Source organism: Arthrobacter sp. 10N418, assembly GCF_056394725.1.
Window position 1 is genome coordinate 25,247 of record NZ_JBFTIK010000011.1, and the last position, 25,467, is coordinate 50,713.

Consider the following 25,467-nt stretch of genomic DNA (forward strand, 5'->3'; position numbering starts at 1 on the left):
ATCATCCCCGAAACTGAAGTCCACAGCTGATAGTCCCAAAGCTGAAATCAAGGAGCAGAAATGACCGAACGTAACGCCACCATTGGCAGCCGAGTCGGGCTGCACGCCCGCCCGGCCGCCATCTTCGCCGAGGCAGCAGGCGAGTTCGATCTCGAAATCACCATTGCCCGCCTGGGCGAGCCCGAAGATGAGGCCATGGACGCTGCAAGCATCCTGTCGCTGATGAGCCTGGGCGCATCGCACGGCGAGGTTGTGGTGTTGCGTGCCGAGGGTGAGGGCGCCGACGCGGCGCTGGAGCGCCTCGTCCAGATCCTCGAGACGGATCACGACGCCGCATAGCGTCACCTTCTCGGGGCATTCGCCCGACAGAATCCCGGTCCTGCCTGTTGCGGCGGTACCGGGATTTTGCGTTAACGGCAGGGCGGGTCGATCCGGAAAGGAAGGCGCGGGCCCGTGGTCCACGGGCTGCCGTAAGCAACCTTACTGAATCCTTGTCACGGCGCTCCCCCGCCGATAGCTTGGAAAGCGCGGCGCCGTTGCAGCGGGCCGCCGCAGAAATGACTTCCCGGCCAAAGGAGACCCCATGGCAAGCGTCCACGAAAGCATTGAAGTCGATGTCCCCGTGTCTACTGCGTACAACCAGTGGACGCAGTTCGAAACTTTTCCGGTCTTCATGACGGGCGTCGAGGCGGTGGAGCAGATCGACGAGACCTCGCTCCATTTCAGCACCGACATCGCAGGCGTGCGGCGCGAATACGGGGCCCAAATCATCGAGCAGACGCCGGACCGGAAGATCGCCTGGGTCAGCACGGACAAGCCCCGCAACGCCGGAACGGTGACGTTCGAATCCCTGGGGGCTGAGCGCACCCGGGTGAACGTCGAGCTTGAGTGGGAACCCGAGGGCCTCGTGGAAAAGGCCGGGTCGGCACTCGGAGCCGACCACCGGCAGGTCAGCGCGGACCTCGGCCGGTTCAAGGAGTTCATCGAATCGCGCGGCATCGAAACCGGGGAGTGGCGTTCCGCCGTCGACCAGGGGGAAGTCGCCGACGACAACCCGCCCGCCGCCGGACCCCGCGAACCGAGGTAACCGTGCCCACGAACAAGGCCGCCGGGGCTGAGGGCCCCAGTATCAAGGACCCGGAGCTCTACAAGGAACTGCGGGCCGACGGCGCGTCCCGGCAAAAAGCCGCCCGTATCTCCAACGCAGCCGCCAAGCGCGGCCGCTCCGCGGTGGGCCGGAAAGGCGGCCGGGCCGGTGACTACGAGGACTGGACCGTCCCCGAGCTGAAGAAACGCGCCAAGGAGATCGGTCTGACCAGGTACTCGGCGAAGACGAAGAACGAGCTCATCTCCGCGCTCAGGAACTCCTGATCCCGGTGGCCGCCGGGTGCCGCGCCGACGCCTCAGGCCTCCTTGCGGGTCCTTTTCGCGGCAGCCTTGGGTTCCGTCTTCGGTGCTGTCTTGGCGGGCGTCTTCGCGGCAGTTTTGGGTCCGGCCTTCGCTGCCGCCCGGGATGCGGTTTTCGGGGCTGCCGCCCGGGATGCGGTTTTCGGGGCCGCCCTGGAGCCGCCCGCAGCCTTCGAAGAAGGGGCCGCGGCGGAGGTGCCGCCCCCGCGCTTCTTTTCCAGGCTGCGCTTGAGCGCCTCCATGAGGTCGATCACTTCGCCGCTGCCTGCCTCGGCGGCGGGCACCCCGAAGGTTTCCTCGGTGTCGAGGGACTCCCCCTTTTCCAGCTTCGCGTCGATAAGCTGGCGCAGCTGCAGCTGGTAGTCGTCCGTGAACTGCTCCGGCTCAAAGTCGGCGGCCATCGACTCCACCAGGGCCGCGGACATTTCGCGTTCCTGGGCCGAGATGCGGATGGAGGTTTCGAGGGCCGGGAAGCTGGCCTCCCGGACCTCGTCGGCCCAGAGCAAGGACTGCAGCACCAGCACGTCATCGCGGATCCGCAGGGCCCCCAGCCGGGTCTTCTCACGCAGCGCGAACTGCACGATCGCCACCCGGTCCGTGTCTTCGAGGGCGCGGCGCAGCAGCACGTAGGCCTTGGGAGACTTGGAATCCGGCTCCAGGTAGTAGCTCTTTTCGAACATCATCGGGTCGAGCTGATCGGCAGGGACGAACTGCACGACGTCGATCTCATGGCTGTTCTCGGCCGGGATGGACTTGAGCTCCTCGCGGCTGAGCACCACTGTCCGGCCCTCGTCCTCGTAGGCCTTGTCTATGTCCTCATAGTCCACGATCTTGCTGCAGACCTCGCAGCGGCGCTGGTAGCGGATCCGCCCGCCGTCGGCATTGTGGACCTGATGCAGGCTGATGTCGTGGTCCTCGGTGGCGCTGTAGACCTTGACGGGGACGTTGACCAGCCCAAACGCTATCGCGCCTTTCCAGATGGCTCTCATGGATCAAGTGAACATCACAGTTGCACGGAGGAGAAGTCCCATGCCTGACCGGACACCAGCAAGAAGCCGGGAAAGGGTGCGCGTTGACGGCCGTGAGCTGGTGGTGACCAACCTGGACAAGGTCATGTATCCGGAGACCGGGACCACCAAGGCCGACGTCCTGGCCTACTACGCCGCTGTGGCGCACGTGCTGATTCCGGCCGCCGCCAACCGGCCTGCCACCCGCAAGCGCTGGGTCCACGGCGTCGGAACGGCCGGGGCCCCGGGTGAGATGTTCTTCCAGAAGAACCTGGACCATTCGACGCCGGGCTGGATACCTCGCGCGTCGGTTACGCACAAGGACCGGACCATCCAGTATCCGCTTGTCAACGACCCCGCCACCCTGGCCTGGCTGGCCCAGTCCGCCGCCCTTGAGCTCCACGTCCCGCAGTGGCGGGTGGATTCACACGGGAACGCCACGAATCCGGACCGGCTGGTGCTGGACCTCGACCCCGGCGAGGGTGCCGGGCTGGCGGAGTGCGTGGAAGTCGCCATGCTGGCCCGCACCATCCTGCGCGATGTAGGCCTCGATCCGGTTCCGGTAACGAGCGGAAGCAAGGGGATCCACCTCTACGCGCACCTCGACGGCACGCAGACGTCCGAGCAGATCTCCGAGTTCGCCCATGAACTGGCGCGTTCGCTGGAAGCAGACCATCCGGAGCTGGCCGTGAGCGACATGAAGAAGACCCTCCGCACCGGCAAGGTCCTTGTGGACTGGAGCCAGAACAGTGCCGCAAAGACCACGATCGTCCCGTACTCGCTGCGCGGCCGGCTGCACCCCATGGTGGCGGCGCCGCGCACCTGGCGCGAACTCGCCTCCGCCTCCCTGCATCAGCTGGACTACCGGGAGGTCCTGAAACGCGTGCAGGCCGGAAAGGACCCCTTCGCCGCCATCTCGGGAGCCTCCGCCTCCGGACCCGCACCGGATCGCCCCGGACAGGCCCCCGGCCACGGTTCCCCCGACGGCGACGGCGGCCACTCGGACCCCCGGCTGGAGAAATACCGCACTAAGCGGGACGCGGCCCTCACCCCGGAGCCGTTCACGGCAGAGCGGCACCACGAGGCCGACGCCGGCACGCTGCGGGAGAAGTTCGTCATCCAGGAGCACCACGCCAGCCGGCTGCACTACGATTTCCGGCTGGAGCGCGACGGCGTCCTCGTGTCCTGGGCCCTCCCTAAAGGCGTCCCGACGTCCAAGGCCAAGAACCACCTCGCCGTCCAGACCGAGGACCACCCGATGGACTATGCGGACTTCGAGGGCACCATCCCCAAAGGCCAGTACGGAGCCGGTACCGTCAGCATCTGGGACCACGGGTCCTACGAATGCGAGAAGTGGGTCGCCGGCAAGGAGGTTATCGCCACCCTCACGGGAGCGGACGACGGCGGCCTCGGCGGCACCCGCCGGTTCGCCCTGATCCACACCGGCCAAGGCAACGACCAATGGCTCATCCACCTGATGGACCCCCTCGGGTCGAAACAAACGCACCCGGAGCCGGGGTCGGAAACATCCGGCGCCGCGGCGGGCGGTACCGCAGCTGAGCCCGCCGCCCGGGAAGGCACTGACAATGCCGGATCTGCGGCTCCTCCCGGCCCGGATCTGGGCCCGATGCTGGCCAGCGCCGGCACCACCGCGGATCTGGCCGGCAAGGACTGGCAATTCGAACTCAAATGGGACGGCCTGCGGGCCCTGGTTGTGGGGGATGCCGCGAAGGTCCGGCTCATCAGCCGCAACGGCAACGACATGTCTGCCACCTACCCGGAACTGACGGACCGCGCGTGCTGGCCGGAAGGGAACTTCGCAGCCGACGGGGAGATCATCGCCGTCGGGCCCGCCGGCCGGCCCGATTTCGGGCTGCTGCAGGGGCGCATGAACCTCACCAAAGCCGCCGACGTCGCGAAGGCACAGGTGTCCACGCCGGTGCGGCTGATGCTGTTCGATCTGCTGTTCGACGGCGGCGCTGATCTTCGCCGCCTGCCCCTGCGGGAGCGCCGGACGCGCCTGGAGAACTTCTTCCACCCTTCGGGATGCCCGGTGGAACTGTCTGAGGTCATCGACGGCGACATCGCGCACATCCTGGCGAGCGCCGAGGAGCTGGGGCTCGAGGGGGTAATGGCCAAGCGCACCGACGGCCGCTACGTCGGGCAACGCAGCCGGTCCTGGCTCAAGCTCAAGTTCGGACGCACCCAGGAAGTGGTGGTCGGCGGCTGGCGTCCGGGAAAGGGCGAGCGCGAGAACTCCGTGGGCTCACTGCTGCTCGGGATTCCGGACGGCGCGAAGCTGCGGTACGTCGGGCGGGTGGGCAGCGGTTTCAGCACGCGCGAACTCAAGGAGCTACGGCAACAACTCGACGCCCTGCCCCGGAAAACCTCCCCCTTCGGGGAGGTCCCGGCGGCGGACGCCTCGGATGCCCACTGGGTGTCAGCGAAGCTCGTTGGAGAAGTGGCCTACGGGGAATGGACCGGCAGCGGGAAGCTCCGGCACCCCGTATGGCGCGGCTGGCGGCCGGACAAGAAGCCGGCGGACGTGGTGCTCGAATGATGCCGGGCCCGGCTCAGCTTTGCGCCGGGCCGGCCTGTCACTTGTCGTGGTGAGGGATGTCCGGGCGGCTGGTCCGGTGCTCGGCAGCCCCTGAAACCTGCTGGCTCTGCCGCCCGCGGACCTCATCGCGGTCCTTCGGGTGGCGGTGCTTGCCGCTGCCGTCCGGCCACGAATGCCCCTCGGATGCGGGGGGCGGAAGCTGATGCACCGGCTCGGGACCAGGGGCCTCATCCATGGACTCAGCCAAGTGGCTGGCCACCCCAGGCTCGATCTCTTCTCCGGAGTGATGATCTGCCATTGCTCTTCCTTTCCGCCGTGCAATTACCGCTGTGAAATGAAGTGTCCACCAATCGTAGGTCGGCAGGCAGGAGAAGTCTGTAGCGCTACCAGCGGACTTTCTTTTCCGGCGGTCCCTGCTTTCCGCTGGCATGAGTCGGCTTGTGGCTGTGCCCGACGCTTTGCGAGCCGGCGCCGCCCCTCGATTTGCTGGCGAGCATTTCCTTCTGGGCATCCGTCAGCCGTGATCGGACGCCCTTCGCTGCCTCCTGGGTGGCCTGCGTTTCGGTGTCGTCTCCGGCCACTTGGGGCGTTGTTCCCTCGGGAGTGCCCGGATCGGTTTTCTCGGTGTTGTTGCCAGTCATGGATTGCTCTCCTAGTGTGGCGTGTCGTCGGCGGTCCGCTGGCTTCAACCCTAAGCGCTTTCCGGGCTCCTTGGATACCCCGCATCTTCGGTCCGGCGCGGGGCTCAACCGCCCACAAACAGACCCGCAAACGGACCCGCAATCGGGGCCCGGGCCGGCAGTTTTGGCCCCAAAAACAGCCTCAAGCGCCCTCGGGAGAAAAAACTTTGGCCGCGGCGCCGACCACCGCCGCAGTTCCCAGCAATGGAGCGGTGAAACCGCGGAAAGGATTCTCCCGGCTGGGCCCTGATCCGGAGCCAAAACACCGGATCATACGGCATCGAACTCGGAAATGCCATGGAAATCGCGTAAAATTGAGAGCCTGCCCAGAGCGGGGCAGCTACAAGTCGCAAGCAAATGACCTCCATAGGAGTCGCCCAAATGCCCACAGACCGAAGCACGACCGACTCTTCAGCAGGCGTGATGAACGCCAGCGGAACCAACCAGTTTGCACCCGAGCGTGCAAAGAAACCGAAGCTAAGGACCCGCCGTCGACTCAAAGAGTCCGACGTCAACGTTGTCGACCAGCCGATGCTCAAGAAAGCACTCGGCGGAACCATCGTGGGAAACACCATGGAATGGTACGACGTCGGCGTGTTCGGCTACCTGATCACCACCATGGGACCGGTATTCCTGCCGGAGGCGGACAAGTCCGTCCAGACGCTGTTCCTTCTTGGCACCTTCGCCGCCACGTTTATTGCCCGCCCCCTCGGCGGAGTCATCTTCGGCTGGCTCGGCGACAAGATCGGCCGCCAGAAGGTCCTTGCCACGACCCTGATGATCATGGCCGCGAGCACCTTCGCCGTCGGCCTTCTCCCCGGGTATGCACAGATCGGCATCTGGGCGGCCGTCCTGCTGGTCCTGTTCAAAGTCATCCAGGGCTTCTCCACGGGCGGCGAATACGCCGGCGCCACAACGTTTGTGAGCGAGTACGCCCCGGACAAGCGCCGCGGCTTCTTCGCCAGCTTCCTGGACATGGGCAGCTACCTCGGCTTCGCCATCGGCGCCGCCCTTGTATCCGTGCTCCAGCTGACCCTTGGCCAGGACACCATGGAGCAGTGGGGCTGGAGGATCCCGTTCCTCGTCGCCGGGCCGCTGGGCCTGATCGCCGTATACTTCCGGAGCAAGATCGAGGAATCGCCGCAGTTCCAGGCGACCCTGGATGCCCAGGAAGAGCTCGCCAAGGACGCAACTGCCGGTGACGCCGCCGCGACCAAGGGGCCGGTGGGCATCGTGAAGGCCTACTGGCGCTCCATCATCGTTGCGATGATCCTGGTGGCAGCCGCGAATACGGCCGGCTATGCCCTCACGTCGTACATGCCGACGTACCTCACCGAATCCAAGGGCTATGACCCCATCCACGGCACCCTGCTGACGATCCCCGTGCTCGTCATCATGAGCCTCTGCATTCCGCTGACCGGCAAGCTATCCGACCGGATCGGCCGCCGTCCCGTCCTCTGGATCGGCGCCATCAGCACTGTTGTACTTGCAACGCCTGCGTTCCTCCTGATCGGCGTCGGCAATATCTGGTCAACACTGGGCGGTCTTTCCCTGATCGCCTTCCCGGTAACGTTCTACGTGGCCAACCTCGCCTCGGCGCTGCCGGCCCAGTTCCCGACGTCGAGCCGGTACGGCGCCATGGGCATCGCCTACAACTTCGCCGTGGCCATCTTCGGCGGCACCACGCCGTTCATCGTTGCCGCACTGATCAGCGCCACGGGAAATGACATGATGCCCGCGTACTACCTGATGGCCACCTCCGCCATCGGCGCGGTAGCAATCTACTTCCTGAAGGAATCGGCCCAGATGCCGCTGCCGGGTTCCATGCCCAGCGTGGACACCCAGGCCGAGGCCCGCGAACTGGTCGCGAACCAGGACGAGAACCCGCTGATCGACCTTGAGCACATGGACATGCCGTTCGCTGCTGCGGCCCCGGAATCCGTGGCCGGTCCCGACTCCGCCAAGGTCCCGGCCCGGACCTGAGCGTGATCGACTAGTCCGGAGCCCCGCCTGGAGAGGCCTGCCCTGCGTGTTTGTTCCCTTGGGGGAAGCACGCGGGCAGGCCTTTTCGGGCATGTCCGTCCCCTTGAGTTCGTGCTCGCACGCCCAGCCACCTGCCCAGCCGTCTTCCATCCGGAGAGGGGAGAGACCTCCTTGCAGTCCCTTTTTCGCCACGTCCGCACCCTGCACAGCTTCGCGCCAGCGAACCAGGACCGCGTCTCGGCCTGGCGTGTGGCATTAAGTGTGGCGGCGCCGTCGCTGGTGCTGCTGGCCGCGGGACGGCCGGACCTTATCATCTACGCCGTCTTCGGCGCCCTGACGGGAATGTACGGCCGTTCCGAGCCGCACCAGCTCAGGCTCCGGCACCAAGGCCAGGCGGCCTTCCTCCTGCTGGCGGGGGTGGGGGTCGGCGTTTTCCTCTCGGTCAACCACCTGCATTCCTGGGCCCTCGTGGCCACCGAGGCCGTCCTGTCCGGTGCGGGATCGCTGTTCGCCGACCGGGTGGGTCTCAAGCCCAACGGCCCGTTCTTCGGAATCCTGGCCCTGGGCGCGTGCGCGTCCATCCCCACGTCCGTCCCGTGGCCGGCCGCCGTCGGGATCGCCGCCGCGTCCGCCGCTTTCTCTATACTCGTCGGCTTTGGCGGCTGGGTGCGGAACCGCACGTGGCACCGGGGCCTGGAACGGGATGTCCGTCCGCTGCGTGGCGCACGTCGCCGGGCGGCGTGGATCCATGCTGCCCGCTATGTCTCTGCGGTGGGGGGCGCCGGCACCGTGGGGGTCCTCAGCGGAAGCGGCCACCCGCACTGGGCCATGGCGGCGGCAGCAGTGCCACTTGCCGGGGCGGATATGCCCAGCAGCGTCTACCGTGGACTCCATCGCATTGTCGGCACTCTCCTGGGCCTGGTTGTGGTCGCAATCGTGCTGTTCCCATGGGCAGGGTCCCCGCTCAGGGCTTTCCCAGGGTCCGAGGCCGCGGTCCTGGCCGTTCTGGTGATCGTCCTGCAGTTCACAACGGAACTGTTCATGACCAGGCACTATGGCCTCGCCATGGTCTCCTTCACACCCGTGATCCTGCTCATGACCCAGCTTGCGGCGCCCGCCGATCCCCACGTCCTCGTGACCGAGCGCGCCGTTGAGACTCTGCTCGGAGCCGTCGTGGGCATCCTCGTGGTGGTGCTGATCCGCAGGCGGCCGCGCCGCGTCCCCGGGATGTGACCCAACGCCGGGCCGCCGGCCGGATGCCCTCTGCTACTTGGGGCGCCGGGGCGGACCTGCCACTAACCGTGCCGGCAGCAGCCGGGCGGCCGAGGCCACGACCTTGTAGCGCTTGCTGGGAATGGAGACCGCTTTGCCCTTTTCGTTGTCTGCCAGGCCCTCCCGGACCACTTGTCCGGCCTGCAGCCACAGCCAGCGCGGGGCAACACCGGTGTCCATGCCCATCCGGTCGTGGAATTCCGTGCGCGTGAACCCCGGGCACACTGCCGTCACCTTTACGCCGTGCGGGGAGTACGCCATGTTGGCCCAGCGGGAGAAGCTGAGGAGCCACGCCTTCGCGGCCGAGTACGTTCCGCGGGGCAGGAATGCCGCCACGCTCGAGACATTGACGATCCTTCCGGACTTCCGCGCCAGCATGCCCTGCAGCGCCGCATGGCAGAGCTCCATGGCGGTCTCAACGTGGAGCTTGAGGTGCCGCTTCTCCTCGGCGATGCCGTTCTCCTCGAAGGAATGAAGCAGCCCGATGCCGGCGTTGTTGACAAGAATTTCCACCGGCCTCGCGGGGTCCGTGAGCCGCGCGACGACGGCGGCGACGCCGGCGTCGTCGGTCAGGTCGGCAGCGATCACTTCGGTGCTGATGCTGTAGCGCTTCTCGAGTTCCCCGGCTGAAGCTTTCAGCCGGGTGGCGTCACGGGCCACGAGCACCACATGGTGTCCCTGTTCGGCGAGCTGCCGCGCAAACTCCGCCCCGATGCCCGCGGTTGCTCCGGTGACCAAGGCGGTGGTGCCAACTGTTTTCGCGGTGACTGGGTTCATAGCGACAGCCTATCTGGGCCGGGCGCGGCGCCGGGTCAGGCCAGCGCGGTCCCTGCCGCCAGCTCGTCTTCCGCCGGGCCGGTCCCTGCCGCCAGCTCGTCTTCCGCCGGGCCGCCGGCGTCCGTCAGGTGACGGTTTTGAAGCTCTTCGGCGGCGAGCTCGTACCAGGTGTGGGCGCCGAAGGACGGCGTGGGCGTATCGAGGTGGCGGTACAACGCGTCGGCGAGTTGGCACAGCGCGGTGTCCGAGAGCGCCCGGACCGTGGCCGCGGGATCGAGGGTGCCCTCGAAGTAGTCACGCAACGCCAACCCGTTGATGAGTTCATAGTCGTCGACGCCGCTGATTTCCGCCGCAAGCGGGCTGTTGGCCTCCTCCGTTCCGGCGTCCAGGATTCCGACATTAAGCGTTCCGCCGCCAAGTGGCCCTGCCGGTTCGCCGGTCCTGCCGACTCCGGGGCTGACCAGGCGGATTTCGGCGTCGAGTCCTGCGAGGACTTCGCCGTCAGCACCGACGTGCAGGAGGCAGATGGGCAGCTCTGCGGGCTCGTCCAGGACCAGGCGGAACTGCGCGGTTGGGCCGGGGGCGGCAGTGTCCCCGGCACCGGGGCCTCGCTGGGATCCGGCTTCCGCCAGGCGGCGCAGGTCCAGCAGCACTTCCGGGTCCAGATGGGACGCGCCGTGCAGGTCCACGACCACATCAACCCCTGCCCCGAGGCGGCCTGCCCGCCGCACAATGTGCATCAGGGTGGCGGAATCGGACTGGGTGACGCAGCCGGTGACTTCGAGAGTCACGTGTCCGGGATCGACGTCCACACGGACAAGTACACGCAGTTTATGGTTCACAGGGTTCTCCAAAGGACTCGTTCAAGAGCCAGCTGCATAACTCTGGTAGAACCTTACGAGGTTGTCGTTCGGGTCACAAGCCTGCCGGTTGTCCCAGACCTTGCAGTGCCCGGGTTCAGGCTCCTTCCGGCGGGCGTTCCGGCCAGTCGACGCACTGGTTGTAGGCATCGTGCTTGCGCAGGTACCGGTACATGAAAGGGCAGTCCGGGATGATTCTCTTACCGGAAGCAACAACGTCGTCGAGGGCGAAGTGGGCCAGCACCTTCGCAAGGCCCTTTCCCTGGAATCGCTCCGCCGTGTCGGTATGGATGAAGTCGATATGGCCGGGCCTGTCAATGAACCGGATCTCGACGGCGAGCTTGCCGCCGACGTGGAGTTCATAGCGGTGCAGCTCATCGTTCCGGGTCGTGGAGACGTCCGGGCTGAACGTATCTTCAATGGCTGCCGAGTTCTCCGTCATGGTTCGACATTGGCACTTAAAGGCGGGTGTGGCAATGGCGGTCCGGAACCGGGCGGGGCCTCCGCCGCCGTCCGGGCAGGGACGCGGCCGAGCAGCGGGGTGGCGAGGGCGAAACACGCCGCTCCCCCGCCGAGCAGCCCCAGAGTGAGTCCGTGGAGCGCGGCGTCGGACACCGGAATGTAGACGACGACGGCGGCGGTCAGCACCGCGGCCGCCGGACGCCTGCGCGCGTGGGCGGACGACGTCGGACGTTCCTCCAGCCGGCCGAACAGCGCCAGGACCGGCAGCAGCAGCAGGACGACGGCGAGCAGGACCAGTGGCCGGCTCCACCACCACGCTGTGGTCCCTCCGGCGGGCTGGGGAACCCTGGTCAGCAGCAGGAGCCCGGACATGGCCGCGAGCAAGGGCAGGTGCCACAGGTAGACGGTCATGGACCGGCGGCCTGCAACGGCCACCAGTTGCCGCACCCAGGCAACGGAGGCCAGCCGGGCCAGTAACGGACGGAAGAGCTGCAGGGCAGCGGCCTGCGATATTCCGAGGAACAACAGGCTCAGGTTGGGCGGATTGAGGTTGACCAGCATGTTTCCGGAATACAGTCCCAACAGGACCAGCAGCCCCAGGCCCAGGTTGCTGGCCGCCATGATGCCCACCAGGGTGGGCCGCCCCAGCGCCAGCAGCAGGCCGTCGGCGATGATGAAACCAAGCTGCTGCACGGCGCACCAGAGGAAGATCATGTTGGCGTAGGCCAGCAGCGGCAGCGCGCCGCGAAGGCAGTCAATGCTCACCACGAGCGCGGTGAGCCCTGCCAGGGTCAGCCACGGCGCGCGGGAGTGCAGCGCGGCCAGGAGCGGGAGGTTCAGTTGCGCCGCCAGGTAGGCAGCCAGGAACCACAACGGCATTCCAGCCCCTGACGCGAGCAGCTGGACGACCTGCGGATCCACCCCCGCCAGCCGCGCGGCCCACAGCCCGATGAACATGAAGGTCAACAGCACAGCCGCCGGACGGATCAGGCGCAGCATCCGGGATTGCATGAAGTCGAACGGGCTGCCGCCGCGGGCGCGGAGCCGGCGCCAGGACTGCAGCCCGGTGATGCCGCCGGAGAGGAAGAACAGCGGCATCACCTGCAGGACCCAGATGACGGGCTCAAACCAGGGCTCGTTTCCCAGCGTGTTTTCGCTCGTCACGGTGCCGTCCGGGTGCAGCACCGGACTGACCATCATGGTGTGTCCCACCACCACCAGGGCAAGGCAGAAGAACCTGGCGAGGTCGATCGCCAGGTCGCGCTCCGGAGCGATGTCCGGATCGGTGTCCCGCTGTCGTGGAACACGCATTGCGCCCCTTGCCTGCGAACGCGGCCGCCTGGTGTGCTGCGTCGATTTCATTGTCGGCCTTGCCGGGGCCAACAGCCAGCGTCGGCCCCGGCCTGCACCGGCAGGGTTCGACTGGGACGGGAGGTGCTGCGGGACAGCAGGGTCAGCGGGACAGCGTCGCCAGGGCGTTGGCCGCGAACGTCCTGGCCTCGGCGTCCCACCGGCCGAGCAGGCCCAGGAGGTTCTCGCCGTCGGCCCGGTGCGCGGCGGTCTGCTCCTGGAGCATGGCCAGCACGCCGGTGCGGAGCTCGGTGTTGAAATTGACCTTCCCGACGTTCATCGCGGCCGCCTTGACGAGTTCAGCGGCGGGAATCCCGGATGCCCCGTGCAGTACCAGCGGAACGCGGGTGCGCACGGCGATGTCCTGCAGGACGTCCCAGCGCAGCCGCGGCTCACCCTTGTACTTCCCGTGGACGTTGCCCACTGCCACGGCCAGCAGCTGGGCGCCGGTGCGCGCCACGAAGTCCTCCACCTGGGCGGAATCGGTCAGTCCGGCCTCGCCGGCGCCAAGTGCGGCGCTGCCTGCGGCGTCAGCGCCGAAGGCACGGTCCTCATCCCCGGCGAGGCCGCCGAGTTCCGCCTCGATCACGACGCCGGCGCCTTGTCCTGCCAGGGCCTGCCGGACGCCGCGGACCAGGGCGATGTTGTCCTCGTACGGCAGGGACGATCCGTCGACCAGCACGGAGTCCGCCCCCGCCGTGACGGCGTCGGCGATCATCTGCGGATCAGCGGCGTGGTCCAGTTGCACGGCGATCGGAACGCCGGCGCCGTCGGCGAGTCCGCGGAATGCTGCGATCAGCCGGAGCCCGTTGGCGGTGGCCGCCGTCTTCGGCGCCACCAGCAGGATCGCCCCGCGGCCGGCTTCCTCGGCCGCGGCGACCACGGCCAGGGCCGTGGTGAAGTCATAGCAGGTGAAAGCGGGGACAGCCGAACCCTGCTGGAGCGCTGCGAGAACCAGGTGATCGAGTCGGGTCCGCATCAGATGCCCAGGCCGCCCACCAGGGTCCAGGCCACGAATGTCAGGGCGAAGCCGGCGAGTCCCAGCACGGTGGTGAGGACGGTCCAGGTCCTGAGTCCGTCGGCGACGGTCAGCCCGTAGTACCGCACGACCACCCAGAAGCCGGCGTCGGTGACGTGCGACAGGCCCAGGGATCCGAAGCCGATGGCGATCACGATCACGGCGATCTGCGCCGGGGTGTAACCGCCGTGGGCGACGGCCGCGGAGAGCAGCCCGGTGGTGGTGACGATGGCGACCGTGGCCGAACCCTGGGCGGCGCGCAGGGCCAGCGAGATGATGAAGCCGAGCAGGAGCAGGGGCACACCCAGCGTGTCGAGGGTCTCGGAGAGCGCCGCGCCGATCCCGGAGACCTGCAGGACGCCGCCGAAGACACCGCCGGCGGCTACCACCATGAGGATGGACGCGATCGGCGGAAGGGCGCCTTCGAAGATCTCGCCGGTTTCCTTCAGGGACCACCGGCGGCGGACGGCGAGGAGGAAGAAGGACAGGGCCACTGCCACGAGGAGCGCCAGGAACGGGTTGCCGACGAAGGCGGCGACGCCGTACCAGTAGTCCTTCTTGTCGATCACGAGCGTGCCGAGGGTGCCGAGCAGGATCTGCGTGATCGGGGCGGCGATGAGGAAGATGATCAGGCCCGGACGCGGCGGGGCGACGGCGTGGTGGCCGGGTCCGGCGTGGCCGGTGCGGACCAGCGAACCGGAGCCGAATTCGTCAACTTGCGCTTTGACGCCCGGCAGCAGGTCGAAGTCCTTGCGGTTCAAGATGGCCGCCACCCAGTAGGAGAGGAAACCGAGCGGCACGCAGATGGACAGGGAGATCAGGGCGATCAGGCCGATGTCGGCGCCGAGCACGCCCGCACCGGCGACGATGCCCGGGTGCGGCGGGACTGCCACGTGGATGGAGAGCATGATGCCCGCCATCGGCAGGCCGAACTTCACCGGGTGCAGATTGGCGATCTTGGAAAAGGCGTAGACGATCGGGACGAGCACGATGATGCCGACCTCGAAGAAGACCGGGATGGCGACCAGGAAGCCGACGGCGGTGAGGGCCACGGCCACGCGCTTGACGCCCAGTTTCCGGGTGAAGTGGTCCGCGAGGGACTGCACGCCGCCCGAGACCTCGATCATCCGGCCCAGCACGGCGCCGAGGGCGATCAGGATCGCGACCTTTCCGAGGGTGCTTCCCACACCGTTGGATACGACGGTGAACACGTCTTTGAGCGGGATTTGGGCGGCTACGGCCACCAGGATGCTGACGGCCAGCAGGGCCACGAAGGCCTGGATCTTGAAGCGGATGATCATCAGCAGCAGCAGTGCCACCGCGGCAACGGCGATGGCCAGCAGCAGCGGAGTGCCCAGCTCCACGGCCGGCTTGATGACGGGCGCGTCGGCGGCGCGCACCATCACGGAATTGAACAGGGGTGTCATGTGTGGAGGTCTCCTTTGACGGGAAAGCGGGGAAGGGACCGGCAGCGGCGGAGGGGATCCGCCGTCGCCGGGCGCGGGATTTTCTTTTTAGGCGGTGCGTTTGGTGGGCGCGAGAACCTTGATGACGGCGGAGTCATCGGCGGCGGCGAGGCCTTGGGCCTGGCCCAGGAGGTAGAGCTGTTCGGCGGCGGCGGCAACCGGGGCGGCAAGGCCGGCGGCGCGGGCGGCCTTGCCCACGATCCCCATGTCCTTGACGAAGATGTCGAGACGGCTGAGGACCTCGGCGCCTTCCTCGGTGTAGGCCTCCAGGATGCGGGGTCCACGGTTGGAGAGCATGAAGGAGCCCGCGGCGCCGGCTTCGAGTGCGGCCAGGGTCTTGGCCTGGTCCAGGCCGAGGGCGTCGGCCAGGGCCATCGCCTCGGCGGCGGCGGCGATGTGGACGCCGCAGAGCAGCTGGTTGACGGTCTTGAGGGCCTGGCCGTCGCCGGGCTTGTCGCCAACCACGGTCAGGGTGGAGGCGAGGAGTTCCAGGACCGGGCGGGCGGTTTCGAGGGCCGCGGGCCCTGCGCCGACGACGATCAGAAGGTCGCCTTCGCCGGCGCGCTTGGGTCCGCCGGAGAGCGGTGCGTCAACCAGGGCCACGCCGTGTTCGGCGAGGCGGGCGACGGTGGCCGGGATGGCTTCGGTGCCGACCGTGCTGGTCAGGATGACGACGGCGCCCGGCTTCAGCACCGAGGCGACGCCGTTCTCGCCGAAGAGGACGTCATTGAGCTGTTCGCCGTTGCGCACGGCCAGGAGCAGGGCGTCCGTTTCCTGGGCGGCTTCACGGGCGGAGGCGAAGGTCCGGACGCCGGCCTCTTCGGCAAGCCGGAGGCGAGGCTCGGCGATGTCGAAGCCGTGCACTGTCAGCTGGGTGGCCAGGCGGATGGCCATCGGCAGGCCCATGGCGCCAAGGCCGAGGACGGTGACTTTGTATTCTGCGGTCATGGTTTTCTCCATTGAAATCGGTGGATGGGGCGAAAGGAAAGGGGGCTCAGAAGGTGTTGCTGAGCTTGCGGGTGACCTGCGCCAGGGAGTCGTCGTCGCCGACGTTGCCGGCGAAGACGATGTACGGAATCCCCTTCGCGGGTCCGTCGACCGGCTCCCACAGGCTCACGATGCCCGGCAGCATGGGTCCGCGGACGATTGCGTGCCGGATCTCCAGGCCGTGCGCGGCAACGTCCGAGGACGTGATGCCGCCCTTGGCGATCACGAAGCGCGGGGGGAAGGTCTTGAGCGTTCGGTTCACCACCGCGACGACGGCGGCGGAAACCGTGCGGGCGATCCGCAGGCTTTCGGCGGCGTCGGCAGACTTGACCAGTGAGCGGCTGGTGTGCACGATCACGTCGCCGTTGCGCAGGGCTGCCACGAGGGTGTCAACGACCGCGTCCAGGTAGCTTCCGGCGGTGTCGCCGAGGAGCCCGGCAACGTCGATCTCCACAATCCGCGCCGCGCGGTGTTCTGCGGTGAGGACGTTGAGCTGGCGCGTCGTGACGCCGACGTGCGAGCCGACGACGATCAGGCCCCCCGCTTCCGACGGCGTGTTGCCCGCGTAGGCTTCTTCGCCGCTGAGCTCGGTGCGGATTTCCTGGCCGATGCGGGCCCGGACAAAAGGCGGTCCCACCCGGTACAGCAGCTTTTTGCCGCGGCGCTCGGCTTCCGCCAGGCCCAGGGCCAGGGCGCGGAGATCGTTTTCGGTGACGATGTCCGCCACGATCGGGGTCGAATCCGTGGCGGAGTCGAGGGCGTCAGCAATGGACTTTGCTGACACGGACGGGTCGCCGTCCGGCCCCGCGGCACGGATGATGTGCAGGTCCAGCACGATCACCGAGTCTGCGGCGAACCGGCCCTGTGACTTCTCCTCGACGTACTTGGCCATTTCCGAATTGGCGAAGCCGAAGCTGGCATCCCGGGCGAACTCCGTCTCGGCCACCGGGGTGAGCTGGCCGGCCTCGTCGCCGGTGCCGCGCATGTAGTGCACGCCGCCGATCGTGACGCGGCCCGCGTCCGGGAACGCCGGGACTATGACGACGCCGTCCGTCTCCTCGCCGCCGACAGCCTTGATGGTGCCCGCAATGACGTCGGGTTCCAGCGGGTAGTGGCCCCGGAGGGTGGAGTCGCTGCGGCTGACGAAGTTCAAGCGCAGCCTGGACCCGGCAGGGTCCAACGCAGCTGCTGCCACGAGGGCATTCCGGACCACTTCCTCGTTGCGCGCCGCCGCCTCGGCCGGATCGAGGCTCCGGGTGTTGGTCAGCACATACACGGCGCCCGGGCGCCGGCCGTCGATTTCGTGTCCGAATGCCCACGTGAAATCGGCGACCTCCCAACGGGTGAGGACCGGGAGGTTGGCGACGGACTGCGTTCCGGTGGGATCGTCGTCAAGAACCACCAGGAGCCGGGGGAATTCTTCGGATGCGGCGGCCACGCTGTCGGCCACGAGCCGGGCGGGAATCTGTACCTCTGCCGGGAAAGCGGCCAGCACATCTGCTTCGAGGATCACTTTGCACTCCATTGTGTGTAAATCTGCGGGATGCGGGTAACCGCAGGAAGTTATTTGTAAGATGTCTGACATCTGACTACTGAATGCCAGTGTGGCATACGGCACAACGACGCGCAAGTAGACTTGGCACTCAGGCAGAACCGGGTCGCTGGATGGGGAAAATTGGCTAGGAAATCGTTGGTCGGCGTGGTGGCGGATGAACTGCTCGACCGGATCATTGCCGGCGAATTCCCGCCAGGGTCAAGTGTCCCCGGGGAGCTGGAGCTGAGCGCCCGGCACGAGGTCAGCCGCATGACGGTGCGCGAGGCGATGAAGACCCTCGAAGCCCAACGGATCCTGAGCGTGGAGCGCGGCCGTGGCACGTTCGTGAACCCGCTGAACCGCTGGGCCTCCCTTGAGGCAGTGCTGCGGGCGGCGTCGGAAGGCAAGAACGATGCCTCGGCGGCAATTCAGCTGATTGAGCTCCGCCGGATGCTCGAAACCGGCGCCTGCGAACTGGCCGCCGGGAGGATCACCGACGCCGACATCCAAACGCTCCACGGCCTCGTGGCAGCGATGCGGCTGGCACATGGAGGCAACGACGTTGCCGCGTTCGTCAAGGCTGACCTGGGCTTCCACGACCTGATCCTGCAGGCCTCCGAAAACGTCTTTGTCGCAGTGTTGTTCGAACCGTTGCACCGGGTTCTGGAAAAGCGCCGGACGGAGACCTCGAAGGTCCCTGAAATCCAGGAGCACGCAATCGGACACCACGAGAGGATTGTCGATGCACTGGCATCCCGCGATCCGCACTTGGCCCGCGACGCGATGGATGCACACATGCAGCAGACCCTCGATGACCTCAAGACCTACGTGCTGGCGGACCGTCCCGCCTGACGCTTGTGCCGGCGGACCGCCTACGCGAGGGAGAGGAAGAGCTTTTCCAGTTCCGCCCGGTCCAGGCTCGGGTCCTCCTGCTGCATGCACTGCTGCAGGCCCGTGGCGATGATGGAGAATCCGGCCTTGTCCAGGGCGCTGGAGACCGCGGCCAGTTGGGTGACGACGCTCTTGCAGTCGCGGCCCTCTTCGATCATCCGGGTGACCGCCGCAAGCTGCCCCTGGGCACGCCGAAGCCGGTTGATGACTGACTTCATGTCGGTGGGATCGAGTTCCATGTGGTACCTCCGGGAGCAGCAGGGTCTAGTCCATGGTATACCCCCCTCAGTATTTGCCATACCCCAGGGAGTATGCACGCGACGGACCGGGCGCCGGCGAGGCCGTCCGCGTTCTGCCGGCTCGCGAAGGCAGCTGCCGGTTCGCGATGGCGCCCTGCCGGTCGATGCCCGGACCATCAGCCCCGGGGGTCTGCGGCGGTAGGGGCATAAGTACCTAGCGCGGCATGGAATATCGGCGTATTGCTGATCGTGTGAACGCCTCCGGGTTCCTCGAACCGGGCGCCGGCGAGGCCGGTGCCAAACGTCCCGCCGCCGGGCCATCGGGTTCAGGAGCGTGGAGTTCAGGGGCACGGAGTCCATGGGCACGTTCATGGACCTCCCGCCCGTGGGGCCGGTACGTTGCCATGGGCGATTCATTCACGGCGGGAATCGGCGACCCGGAACCGCTCAGCCCCGGCGGCATCAGGGGCTGGGCGGACCGCATCGCCGAGGAGCTCAGCCAGGGACGCGGCGATTTTGCGTACGCCAACCTGGCCATCAGCGGCCTCGTGCTGCGCCAGATCATCGACCAGCAGCTGGGCCCCGCCATCGACCTGAAGCCGGACCTCGTGACGCTTTCGGCCGGCGGAAACGACCTCGTGTTCCACCGCGGCGATCCTGACCGGATGGCCGCGGCCCTCGACGCCGCGGTGGCAGCGCTCAGCGCCACGGGGGCCACAGTAGTGCTGTTCACGGGGCCGGACTGGGGCGAGACGCCCTTGTTGGGCCATACCCGCGGCAAGGTGGCCGTGTTCAACGAAAACATCCGCACCATTGCCGCACGCCACAACGGAGTCATTGCCGACTTGTGGACGCTGCGGCAGTTGGCTGATCCGCGCATGTGGGATCCCGACCGCCTGCACTTCTCGCCGCTGGGACACCACACAATTGCCACGATGGTGCTGGAGACCCTCAACGTCCCCCACAGCCTGATTCCCCTTGAGCCCAAGCCGATGCCCCACGGCAGCTGGCGGGAAAGCAAGGCCGGAGACCTGGCCTGGGTGACGCACTACCTGCTGCCCTGGATGATGAGCCGGATCAGGCCGCGGGCAGACGATCCACCCCTGATGGCCAAACGTCCGGAGCCCGGGCCCGCCGTCGGGGCAACAACCGCGGGCACTGCACCCCTAGTCCGGCCGGGATCCGTCGGCTAGTCTGCAGGAACGGCCCGCTGCCGGGCATCGATGGCGATCACGAGGAGCAAAGTTGTCTAACCACACTTACAGCATTTCTGAAATTGTCGGAACCTCAAACGAGGGCGTCGACGCCGCCGTCCGGAACGGAATCGCCGAGGCCGCAAAGACCCTGCGGAACCTTGACTGGTTTGAGGTCAAGGAAGTCCGCGGCCATCTCGAAAACGGCGCGATTGCCGACTGGCAAGTAACCATCAAGCTCGGGTTCCGCCTGGAACGCTGACGTCCGCCTCCGGAGTGCCGGCCCCGGTCCGGGGCCGCCGCACCGAGCGGGCCGGCGTCGTAAACCAGGAGGGATAATCCATGCGGTACACACATCTGGGCCGCTCGGGCCTGACAGTCTCCCGGCTCTGTTTGGGCACCATGAACTTCGGCCCCCAGACCGGGGAAGCGGACGCCCATGCCATCATGGATTCGGCTCAGGAATCCGGCATTAACTTCTTCGATACCGCCAACGTCTACGGCGGATCGAGCCGCCGGGGGTGGAGCGAAGAAATTATCGGCCGATGGTTCGCCACGGGCGGCGAGCGCCGTGAACGCACGGTACTGGCCACGAAGCTTTTTGGCACTATGGCGGACCGGCCCAACGAGTCCAAGCTGTCAGCACTGCACATCCGGCGGGCGCTCGACGCGAGCCTGAAACGGCTGCAGACGGACTACATCGATCTCTACCAGTTCCACCACGTGGACCGGAAGGCACCTTGGGACGAGATCTGGCAGGCCATCGAGGTTGCAGTCCAGCAGGGCAAGATCCTGTACTCGGGCAGCAGCAACTTCGCCGGGTGGCACATTGCCCGGGCCCAGGAAACCGCGGCCCGCCGCAATTACAACGGTCTGGTCAGCGAGCAGTCCATCTATAACCTGATCACCCGCGACGTGGAACGTGAGGTCATTCCCGCCGCCGAGGAGTACGGGCTGGGGCTCATGCCGTGGTCCCCGCTGCACGGCGGCCTGCTGGGAGGGGTGCTCAAGAAAGAGGGCGACGGCGTCCGCCGCACCACGGGCCGCGCCCTCGAAACCCTCAAGACGCACCAGGCCCAGATCCGGCGGTATGAGGACTTCGCCGACGAACTCGGCGAGGAGCCCGGGGATGTGGCACTTGCATGGCTGTTGCACCAGCCCGCCGTGACCGCGCCGATCATCGGTCCGCGAACCCGGGAGCAACTTGACGCCGCAGTCAGGGCCCACAAGCTCAAACTCGACGCTGGCGCACTCACTCGCCTTGACGAGATCTTTCCGGGGCACCGGACCGCTCCGGAGGACTACGCCTGGTAAGTTCCCGGGCTGCGGGGGCTGGCGGTTTCGACGCCCGGGTGGCACTTTAATACTAAGCATGATTAGTATTAGGGCAGAAGGATGAAGCGCACCCGGCAATCCGGGTGCCTCCTCAATGAAGAAGGAACGAAACAAAATGGGTTTTTTCGCATTTCTGATTCTGGGCCTCATCGCCGGAGCAATCGCTAAGGCAATCCTCCCGGGACGTCAGGGCGGTGGCATCTTCATCACGCTGCTGCTCGGCGTTGTGGGCGCCATTCTCGGCGGCTGGATTGGTGGCGCGCTCTTCGGAACGGGCCTCAACGAGTTCTTCTCTCTGTCGACCTGGCTCCTGGCCATCGGCGGAGCGATCATCGTCCTGCTCGTTTACGGCATGATCACCAAGCGCTCCGCCCGCTAAAGCGGAGTGTGACCGAAAACCGGTTCCGGGAATCTTCCCGGAGCCGGTTTTTTGGCACCTGGCCAACATCATCACTTCTCAACGTCTTCACAAGGCAGGAGTACCGCATGAAAGGCAAGATTCTCTTCGGCGCCGGAATCGCCGCCGGCTACGTTCTTGGAGCCCGCTCCGGGCGTGCAGCATATGAAAAGCTCAAGGCCAGGGCCGCAGCCCTCTGGGAGAGCAAACCGGTCCAGGACGGCATGGCGGCCGCCACAGAGGCGGTCAAGGACAAGGCCCCCGAGGTGACAGACCAGCTCGCCGAAGCCGCCCGCCGTGCCGGAACCGTCATCAGCTCGGCCGTGCGCCGCGACTCCGCACCGGACCAGGGCGCCGGCAACGGGAACGGGACTCCCATCCCGGCCGCCCCGGATGTCCGCTCGGATCCGGCCCGCTCCGACGCGGACGGACAGGACTGGTCTGACGAAGGCGGGGCCACCCCGGCCGGGGCCGCCACCAACGTCGATCCGGACAAGGCTTCCTAACAGGTCCCGAGCAGCAGCACGTTCCGCAGCGGCGCGCTTTAACGGCCCGCGGAGGTCCCGCCAGGGACGGACGTCCCTGGCGGAGCCGTCACGGCCCCGACAACCACCGTGGCGTCCAGCTCCGCGGAGCCGAGCACCTGGGCCGAGAGGCCGCTACGGAGAAAGATCTCCGCGGTCCGCGGCGCCTGATGCCGGCTGGTCTCGATGATCAGGTGCCCGCCCGGCGCCAGCCACTGCCGCGCCCCGGCAGCGACCCGGCGCTGTACGTCCAGCCCGTCGGCACCGCCGTCGAGGCAGGCCCGGGGCTCGTGCAGCCGGGCTTCCGGCGGCATTGATCCGATCGCGGACGACGGCACATAGGGGGCATTGACGGCCAGGAGCGCGACCCGTCCCCGCAGCCGGACCGGGAGCGGAGCATAGAGGTCCCCTTCATGGACGCGGCCGCCTGCGGGGAGGACATTCCGGCGCGCACACGCCACCGCGACGGGGTCCACGTCGGAGGCGTGCAGTTCCACCGGGCCGGCCAGGTAGGCGAGCGCCGCCCCGACCGCGCCTGACCCGCAACAGAGGTCGACGACGACGGGCGCGGCACCGCCGCCGTCGAACGTCTGCAGGAGCCGTTCGGCCTGGCGGACGAGGAATTCCGTGCGGCGGCGGGGCACGAAGACGCCGGTATCGACGGCGATCCGCAGGCCGCAGAACTCTGCCCAGCCCAGGATGTGCTCGAGCGGGAGGCCCGAAACCCTGCGGTCCAGCATTGCCTCGAGCCGCTCCGGCGTCTGCGCAGCCTCGCTGAGGAGGAGTGCTTCTTCTTCAGCGAAAACGCAGCCCGCTGCCCGGAGCCGGGCAACGATGACCGGCTCAGGGGCGCGCGTTGTGGACGCGGACATGGGAGCGCCTATGCCTTTGCTGTCAGGCGCTCCCGCCGTCATTCAGCCACGGCCGGACGTCCGGCAGCCGTCGGAGAGCACCCTTGCTGACGGTGCTTGTGGCGTCGCAGGAATGGGAACCCCTCCTTCGGCTGTTGCTGGAATTCCCCATGGTAGCGAATGCGGGCTGTCGCGTCCCGCGATGGAACGGGCACCCAGGAGCAGTGTCAGCTAGCCGACGTCCAACTGTCCGGATGGGGCTGGCAGGATAGGGGCATGGCATCCACACCTTCACAGGATCTCTTCTGGACCGGCTCCTACACGGCGGACGGAGGCGGTAGCGGGACGGGAATCGGTGCGGTTTCGGCGGCTCCCGATGGCACGCTGCAGTGGCGGGGCGTCGCGGCGGAGGCTGATTCGCCGTCGTTCCTGGCGGTGCACCCCTCCCTTCCGGTGGTCTACGCAGTGGCCGAACAGGCGCAGACCGTCCGGGGCTACCGGCGGTCGGGCACCTTCGGACTGGAGCCTGCAGGTCCGGCGTGGCAGGCCGGGGAAGCCGCGTGCCATGTCGCCGTTGACCCTTCCGGGCGTTTCCTGGTGGTGGCCTGCTGGGGCGACGGCCAGGTGCTGCTGTACGGGCTGGACGTCGACGGCGGTATCACAAGCCGGTTCGCGGCCGTTCAGTCCCGGGACCCCTATGACGCGGGACGGCCCAGCCGCGCGCATGCGAGCCTGATGCTCGCAGACGGCCGGGTGATGACTACGGACCTCGGCCACGACCTGCTGCGAATCTGGCACGTCCGCGCCGGGCACGGCCTGGCCCTGGACCATGAGGTGGTCCTGCCGCGCGGCAGCGGTCCCCGCCATCTGGTCCAGCATGCCAGCGGCCGGGTGTTTGTTGTGACCGAGTATTCACTTGAAGTGGCCGTCGCGGCGCCGTCCGCCGAATCGGGCCTCTTCGAGCTGGCATTCGTCGGTCCGGCCACCCACGGCGGGGCCCTGGCCGGTGACGCGGCGGCGGAGATCGCCTTGGCCGCCGGTGGCGGGTACGCCTACGTAGGGGTTCGGGGATCCAACCGCATCAGCGTCCTGGAGGCAACGGCCGGCGGGACCGTCCTCCACCCCGTGGCTGATTTCCCCAGTGGCGGAGACTGGCCCCGGCATCATCTGCTCCGCGACGGCTGGCTGCGCGTGGCCCACGAGCGCTCGGGCGATATTGTGAGCTTCCCGCTGGACCAGGCAAGCGGGCTTCCTGGCCGACCGGCGAGCCGGCTGGAGCTGGACTCCCCCACGGCGCTGATCTCAGCGCGGTAAGAGGCGGTAACAGCGGGCGCGGTTTCAGCCGGCGTGCTGCAGGCCGGCGGGCTGCAGGCCGGCGGGCTGCGGGCCAGATGGCTGCGGAACCGGCGCCGTTGTGCCGGCTGCCGGAACGGGCCGGTTCATCGACCTTGCCAGGAGTAGTCGGCCAGAGCATCGGAGGTCTGGACAATGCCGTCGAGCTGGAAGCCGCATCGGCATCGCCAGAGGGGCGGCAAGTTGACGGGCTCGTCCGAGGTCTCAAAGGTGTGGGCTGACATGGTGCCGAGTGCCGGAGAATTCCATTCCATGGCCGTGCCGCAGTGACGGGGTGCAGGACCGTCGGGAGGCCACGAAGCGGCGGAAGGACGTGCTGCAGTGATGGATCCCGTCCGCGTGGATTCTGTCCGCACCGGCCCGGGCAGCAGGCCCAAAGCCTGGCCCGAGACGCCGGGGAGGGGCGCCGAGCCGGCAACGGCTCCTTCTAGCCAACGATTATCAAACACAAGTACTAAGCATACATATAACTAGCCAAGCTAATTACTTGAACGACCCAACCGCTCGCTTCAACTATTGCGGCCGGCGCTCAGCAATCGCCTCGCTCATGCGCCGGAGAAATTTGATGACAACGCGGGCTTCCTCGGCGCTCAGCTCTTCGGCTACGGCCATCATCCGGCGGTGCATGTCCCCGAGCGTCGCCCGCACCTCGGAGTCCGTGGCCCCGGTGGGGACAATCACGAGGGAGCGCCTGTCTGTGGGGTGCGGTTCACGGCGGACGTGCCCGCTGGCCACGAGCCTGTCAATCAGGGTGGTCGTGGAGGCCGTGGTGATGCCCAGGGCGCGGCTCAGGTCCTTGGGTCCCACTCGCCCACCGCCGGCGCGGGCCCGCAACAGGTATCTCAGGGCAAGGAGGTCCGTCTCTCCCATGCCCATGGATTCACGAGTGGACCGCCGCGTGGCGGCTTCCGAAATCCGGTAGTCCCGCAGGGCCCGGAGTACCCCGTCCGGCGGATCGAGCCGGCCATCGGGGCCGTACCAGAAACCGGAACCGGGCGCACTGTGCGAGTTCATCGGACAATCCTAGCCGAACTGACTACTAGGCCGTCTTGCAGTTCGCCTGCCGATTCCACCCGCGTACAGGCACTGCCTGGCGGCCGGAACACAAAAAACCCCGGCCCCTGCAATTGCAGGGAACCGGGGTTTTCCACTCTTCGCTAAAAGAGTGGGCCCTGTGGGGATCGAACCCACGACCCACGGATTAAAAGTCCGATGCTCTACCAACTGAGCTAAAGGCCCGCACTGACGTCTCCAAAACCGCGGACAAGTCCGGGGTTCTAGAGCGTAACAGCCCAGTCCATTTCTGGACGTTAACACTGTA

27 protein-coding genes and 1 tRNA gene are annotated in these 25,467 nt (G+C 67.3%); 13 read left to right on the top strand and 15 right to left on the bottom strand.

What is annotated here, in order from left to right:
* Positions 1-60 precede the first annotated feature (60 nt).
* The 3 genes from AC1DCZ_RS10445 to AC1DCZ_RS10455 all read left to right on the top strand — a co-directional run bounded on the left by AC1DCZ_RS10445 (position 61) and on the right by AC1DCZ_RS10455 (position 1,371).
* Entirely contained in the window at positions 61-339 is a 279-nt protein-coding gene (locus AC1DCZ_RS10445; RefSeq protein ID WP_476896628.1) for an HPr family phosphocarrier protein, read from the top strand.
* Positions 340-583: 244 nt separating this feature from the next.
* Entirely contained in the window at positions 584-1,087 is a 504-nt protein-coding gene (locus tag AC1DCZ_RS10450) for an SRPBCC family protein (RefSeq protein WP_476974519.1), read from the top strand.
* A 2-nt stretch (positions 1,088-1,089) separates the two neighbouring features.
* On the top strand, positions 1,090-1,371 hold the full coding sequence (locus AC1DCZ_RS10455; protein WP_476974520.1) for a DUF7218 family protein: 282 nt from the start codon (positions 1,090-1,092) through the stop codon (positions 1,369-1,371).
* Positions 1,372-1,403: 32 nt separating this feature from the next.
* Here the strand turns inward: AC1DCZ_RS10455 and ku are convergent, their stop codons facing one another.
* Positions 1,404-2,396: a non-homologous end joining protein Ku gene (gene ku, locus AC1DCZ_RS10460; RefSeq protein ID WP_476974521.1), complete on the bottom strand. Its 993-nt coding sequence runs from the start codon at positions 2,394-2,396 to the stop codon at positions 1,404-1,406.
* A 40-nt stretch (positions 2,397-2,436) separates the two neighbouring features.
* Here ku and AC1DCZ_RS10465 point away from each other — a divergent pair, with 40 nt between their 5' ends.
* Positions 2,437-4,974: an ATP-dependent DNA ligase gene (locus AC1DCZ_RS10465; RefSeq protein ID WP_476974522.1), complete on the top strand. Its 2,538-nt coding sequence runs from the start codon at positions 2,437-2,439 to the stop codon at positions 4,972-4,974.
* Positions 4,975-5,011: 37 nt separating this feature from the next.
* On the opposite strand, the gene AC1DCZ_RS10470 is transcribed toward AC1DCZ_RS10465, so the two are convergent.
* Both AC1DCZ_RS10470 and AC1DCZ_RS10475 read right to left on the bottom strand, forming a co-directional pair.
* Positions 5,012-5,272 (bottom strand): hypothetical protein, encoded by a 261-nt coding sequence (locus AC1DCZ_RS10470; protein ID WP_476974523.1) that lies wholly within the window; start codon positions 5,270-5,272, stop codon positions 5,012-5,014.
* A gap of 85 nt (positions 5,273-5,357) precedes the next feature.
* Complete coding sequence (locus tag AC1DCZ_RS10475; RefSeq protein ID WP_476974524.1) at positions 5,358-5,615, bottom strand: hypothetical protein; 258 nt, start codon at positions 5,613-5,615, stop codon at positions 5,358-5,360.
* Positions 5,616-6,035: 420 nt separating this feature from the next.
* Here AC1DCZ_RS10475 and AC1DCZ_RS10480 point away from each other — a divergent pair, with 420 nt between their 5' ends.
* Positions 6,036-7,637, top strand: a complete 1,602-nt coding sequence (locus AC1DCZ_RS10480) for an MFS transporter (RefSeq protein ID WP_476896635.1) — start codon at positions 6,036-6,038, stop codon at positions 7,635-7,637.
* Positions 7,638-7,808: 171 nt separating this feature from the next.
* Entirely contained in the window at positions 7,809-8,870 is a 1,062-nt protein-coding gene (locus AC1DCZ_RS10485; protein ID WP_476974525.1) for an FUSC family protein, read from the top strand.
* Positions 8,871-8,903: 33 nt separating this feature from the next.
* Here the strand turns inward: AC1DCZ_RS10485 and AC1DCZ_RS10490 are convergent, their stop codons facing one another.
* From AC1DCZ_RS10490 to AC1DCZ_RS10525, 8 genes are all read right to left on the bottom strand, one after another.
* A complete protein-coding gene (locus AC1DCZ_RS10490) occupies positions 8,904-9,686 on the bottom strand; it encodes an SDR family NAD(P)-dependent oxidoreductase (RefSeq protein ID WP_476974526.1) in 783 nt (260 codons plus the stop codon).
* Positions 9,687-9,721: 35 nt separating this feature from the next.
* A complete protein-coding gene (locus AC1DCZ_RS10495; RefSeq protein ID WP_476974527.1) occupies positions 9,722-10,528 on the bottom strand; it encodes a hypothetical protein in 807 nt (268 codons plus the stop codon).
* A 115-nt stretch (positions 10,529-10,643) separates the two neighbouring features.
* Complete coding sequence (locus AC1DCZ_RS10500) at positions 10,644-10,988, bottom strand: GNAT family N-acetyltransferase (RefSeq protein WP_476896639.1); 345 nt, start codon at positions 10,986-10,988, stop codon at positions 10,644-10,646.
* Positions 10,985-12,319, bottom strand: a complete 1,335-nt coding sequence (locus AC1DCZ_RS10505) for an acyltransferase family protein (RefSeq protein WP_476974528.1) — start codon at positions 12,317-12,319, stop codon at positions 10,985-10,987. Before AC1DCZ_RS10505 ends, AC1DCZ_RS10500 begins: the two co-directional genes overlap by 4 nt.
* A 142-nt stretch (positions 12,320-12,461) precedes the next feature.
* Positions 12,462-13,337 (bottom strand): class II fructose-bisphosphate aldolase, encoded by an 876-nt coding sequence (locus AC1DCZ_RS10510; RefSeq protein WP_476974529.1) that lies wholly within the window; start codon positions 13,335-13,337, stop codon positions 12,462-12,464.
* Positions 13,337-14,803 carry a GntP family transporter gene (locus AC1DCZ_RS10515; protein WP_476974530.1) on the bottom strand — a complete coding sequence of 489 codons (1,467 nt, stop codon included), beginning with the start codon at positions 14,801-14,803 and terminating at the stop codon, positions 13,337-13,339. Before AC1DCZ_RS10515 ends, AC1DCZ_RS10510 begins: the two co-directional genes overlap by 1 nt.
* A gap of 87 nt (positions 14,804-14,890) precedes the next feature.
* On the bottom strand, positions 14,891-15,790 hold the full coding sequence (locus tag AC1DCZ_RS10520; RefSeq protein WP_476974531.1) for an NAD(P)-dependent oxidoreductase: 900 nt from the start codon (positions 15,788-15,790) through the stop codon (positions 14,891-14,893).
* Positions 15,791-15,836: 46 nt separating this feature from the next.
* Positions 15,837-17,342 (bottom strand): four-carbon acid sugar kinase family protein, encoded by a 1,506-nt coding sequence (locus AC1DCZ_RS10525; RefSeq protein WP_476974532.1) that lies wholly within the window; start codon positions 17,340-17,342, stop codon positions 15,837-15,839.
* Positions 17,343-17,504: 162 nt separating this feature from the next.
* Here AC1DCZ_RS10525 and AC1DCZ_RS10530 point away from each other — a divergent pair, with 162 nt between their 5' ends.
* Complete coding sequence (locus AC1DCZ_RS10530) at positions 17,505-18,215, top strand: FadR/GntR family transcriptional regulator (RefSeq protein ID WP_476974533.1); 711 nt, start codon at positions 17,505-17,507, stop codon at positions 18,213-18,215.
* Positions 18,216-18,235: 20 nt separating this feature from the next.
* Here the strand turns inward: AC1DCZ_RS10530 and AC1DCZ_RS10535 are convergent, their stop codons facing one another.
* Positions 18,236-18,493 carry a metal-sensitive transcriptional regulator gene (locus AC1DCZ_RS10535; RefSeq protein WP_138767747.1) on the bottom strand — a complete coding sequence of 86 codons (258 nt, stop codon included), beginning with the start codon at positions 18,491-18,493 and terminating at the stop codon, positions 18,236-18,238.
* A 404-nt stretch (positions 18,494-18,897) separates the two neighbouring features.
* Between AC1DCZ_RS10535 and AC1DCZ_RS10540 the strand changes: the two genes are divergently transcribed.
* The 5 genes from AC1DCZ_RS10540 (at position 18,898) to AC1DCZ_RS10560 (ending at position 21,924) form a co-directional block, all read left to right on the top strand.
* A complete protein-coding gene (locus AC1DCZ_RS10540; protein ID WP_476974534.1) occupies positions 18,898-19,686 on the top strand; it encodes an SGNH/GDSL hydrolase family protein in 789 nt (262 codons plus the stop codon).
* 52 nt (positions 19,687-19,738) lie between these two features.
* Positions 19,739-19,948, top strand: a complete 210-nt coding sequence (locus AC1DCZ_RS10545) for a dodecin (RefSeq protein WP_463900988.1) — start codon at positions 19,739-19,741, stop codon at positions 19,946-19,948.
* A gap of 80 nt (positions 19,949-20,028) precedes the next feature.
* Positions 20,029-21,000, top strand: a complete 972-nt coding sequence (locus AC1DCZ_RS10550) for an aldo/keto reductase (protein ID WP_476974535.1) — start codon at positions 20,029-20,031, stop codon at positions 20,998-21,000.
* A gap of 136 nt (positions 21,001-21,136) precedes the next feature.
* Complete coding sequence (locus AC1DCZ_RS10555; RefSeq protein ID WP_476896648.1) at positions 21,137-21,400, top strand: GlsB/YeaQ/YmgE family stress response membrane protein; 264 nt, start codon at positions 21,137-21,139, stop codon at positions 21,398-21,400.
* 107 nt (positions 21,401-21,507) lie between these two features.
* A complete protein-coding gene (locus AC1DCZ_RS10560) occupies positions 21,508-21,924 on the top strand; it encodes a hypothetical protein (RefSeq protein WP_476974536.1) in 417 nt (138 codons plus the stop codon).
* A gap of 38 nt (positions 21,925-21,962) precedes the next feature.
* Here the strand turns inward: AC1DCZ_RS10560 and AC1DCZ_RS10565 are convergent, their stop codons facing one another.
* Positions 21,963-22,814 (bottom strand): putative protein N(5)-glutamine methyltransferase, encoded by an 852-nt coding sequence (locus tag AC1DCZ_RS10565; RefSeq protein ID WP_476974537.1) that lies wholly within the window; start codon positions 22,812-22,814, stop codon positions 21,963-21,965.
* A 255-nt stretch (positions 22,815-23,069) separates the two neighbouring features.
* On the opposite strand from AC1DCZ_RS10565, the gene AC1DCZ_RS10570 reads away from it, so the two are divergent.
* On the top strand, positions 23,070-24,107 hold the full coding sequence (locus AC1DCZ_RS10570) for a lactonase family protein (RefSeq protein ID WP_476974538.1): 1,038 nt from the start codon (positions 23,070-23,072) through the stop codon (positions 24,105-24,107).
* 552 nt (positions 24,108-24,659) lie between these two features.
* Here AC1DCZ_RS10570 and AC1DCZ_RS10575 read toward each other — a convergent pair.
* Both AC1DCZ_RS10575 and AC1DCZ_RS10580 read right to left on the bottom strand, forming a co-directional pair.
* On the bottom strand, positions 24,660-25,160 hold the full coding sequence (locus AC1DCZ_RS10575; RefSeq protein WP_476974539.1) for a MarR family winged helix-turn-helix transcriptional regulator: 501 nt from the start codon (positions 25,158-25,160) through the stop codon (positions 24,660-24,662).
* Between the two features lie 152 nt (positions 25,161-25,312).
* Positions 25,313-25,385 (bottom strand) — tRNA-Lys (locus tag AC1DCZ_RS10580).
* Positions 25,386-25,467: the final 82 nt, after the last annotated feature.

What these genes read in the sequence shown, in the direction of transcription:
- AC1DCZ_RS10445 (WP_476896628.1), top strand. Translation starts at nt 61, where the DNA reads ATGACCGAACGTAACGCCACCATTGGCAGCCGAGTCGGGCTGCACGCC.
- AC1DCZ_RS10480 (WP_476896635.1), top strand. Translation starts at nt 6,036, where the DNA reads ATGCCCACAGACCGAAGCACGACCGACTCTTCAGCAGGCGTGATGAAC.
- AC1DCZ_RS10510 (WP_476974529.1), bottom strand. Translation starts at nt 13,337, where the DNA reads ATGCGGACCCGACTCGATCACCTGGTTCTCGCAGCGCTCCAGCAGGGT.
- ku (WP_476974521.1), bottom strand. Translation starts at nt 2,396, where the DNA reads ATGAGAGCCATCTGGAAAGGCGCGATAGCGTTTGGGCTGGTCAACGTC.
- AC1DCZ_RS10515 (WP_476974530.1), bottom strand. Translation starts at nt 14,803, where the DNA reads ATGACACCCCTGTTCAATTCCGTGATGGTGCGCGCCGCCGACGCGCCC.
- AC1DCZ_RS10520 (WP_476974531.1), bottom strand. Translation starts at nt 15,790, where the DNA reads ATGACCGCAGAATACAAAGTCACCGTCCTCGGCCTTGGCGCCATGGGC.
- AC1DCZ_RS10465 (WP_476974522.1), top strand. Translation starts at nt 2,437, where the DNA reads ATGCCTGACCGGACACCAGCAAGAAGCCGGGAAAGGGTGCGCGTTGAC.
- AC1DCZ_RS10490 (WP_476974526.1), bottom strand. Translation starts at nt 9,686, where the DNA reads ATGAACCCAGTCACCGCGAAAACAGTTGGCACCACCGCCTTGGTCACC.
- AC1DCZ_RS10565 (WP_476974537.1), bottom strand. Translation starts at nt 22,814, where the DNA reads ATGTCCGCGTCCACAACGCGCGCCCCTGAGCCGGTCATCGTTGCCCGG.
- AC1DCZ_RS10500 (WP_476896639.1), bottom strand. Translation starts at nt 10,988, where the DNA reads ATGACGGAGAACTCGGCAGCCATTGAAGATACGTTCAGCCCGGACGTC.
- AC1DCZ_RS10555 (WP_476896648.1), top strand. Translation starts at nt 21,137, where the DNA reads ATGGGTTTTTTCGCATTTCTGATTCTGGGCCTCATCGCCGGAGCAATC.
- AC1DCZ_RS10470 (WP_476974523.1), bottom strand. Translation starts at nt 5,272, where the DNA reads ATGGCAGATCATCACTCCGGAGAAGAGATCGAGCCTGGGGTGGCCAGC.
- AC1DCZ_RS10475 (WP_476974524.1), bottom strand. Translation starts at nt 5,615, where the DNA reads ATGACTGGCAACAACACCGAGAAAACCGATCCGGGCACTCCCGAGGGA.
- AC1DCZ_RS10570 (WP_476974538.1), top strand. Translation starts at nt 23,070, where the DNA reads ATGGCATCCACACCTTCACAGGATCTCTTCTGGACCGGCTCCTACACG.
- AC1DCZ_RS10575 (WP_476974539.1), bottom strand. Translation starts at nt 25,160, where the DNA reads ATGAACTCGCACAGTGCGCCCGGTTCCGGTTTCTGGTACGGCCCCGAT.
- AC1DCZ_RS10540 (WP_476974534.1), top strand. Translation starts at nt 18,898, where the DNA reads ATGGGCGATTCATTCACGGCGGGAATCGGCGACCCGGAACCGCTCAGC.
- AC1DCZ_RS10535 (WP_138767747.1), bottom strand. Translation starts at nt 18,493, where the DNA reads ATGGAACTCGATCCCACCGACATGAAGTCAGTCATCAACCGGCTTCGG.
- AC1DCZ_RS10505 (WP_476974528.1), bottom strand. Translation starts at nt 12,319, where the DNA reads ATGCGTGTTCCACGACAGCGGGACACCGATCCGGACATCGCTCCGGAG.
- AC1DCZ_RS10550 (WP_476974535.1), top strand. Translation starts at nt 20,029, where the DNA reads ATGCGGTACACACATCTGGGCCGCTCGGGCCTGACAGTCTCCCGGCTC.
- AC1DCZ_RS10450 (WP_476974519.1), top strand. Translation starts at nt 584, where the DNA reads ATGGCAAGCGTCCACGAAAGCATTGAAGTCGATGTCCCCGTGTCTACT.
- AC1DCZ_RS10560 (WP_476974536.1), top strand. Translation starts at nt 21,508, where the DNA reads ATGAAAGGCAAGATTCTCTTCGGCGCCGGAATCGCCGCCGGCTACGTT.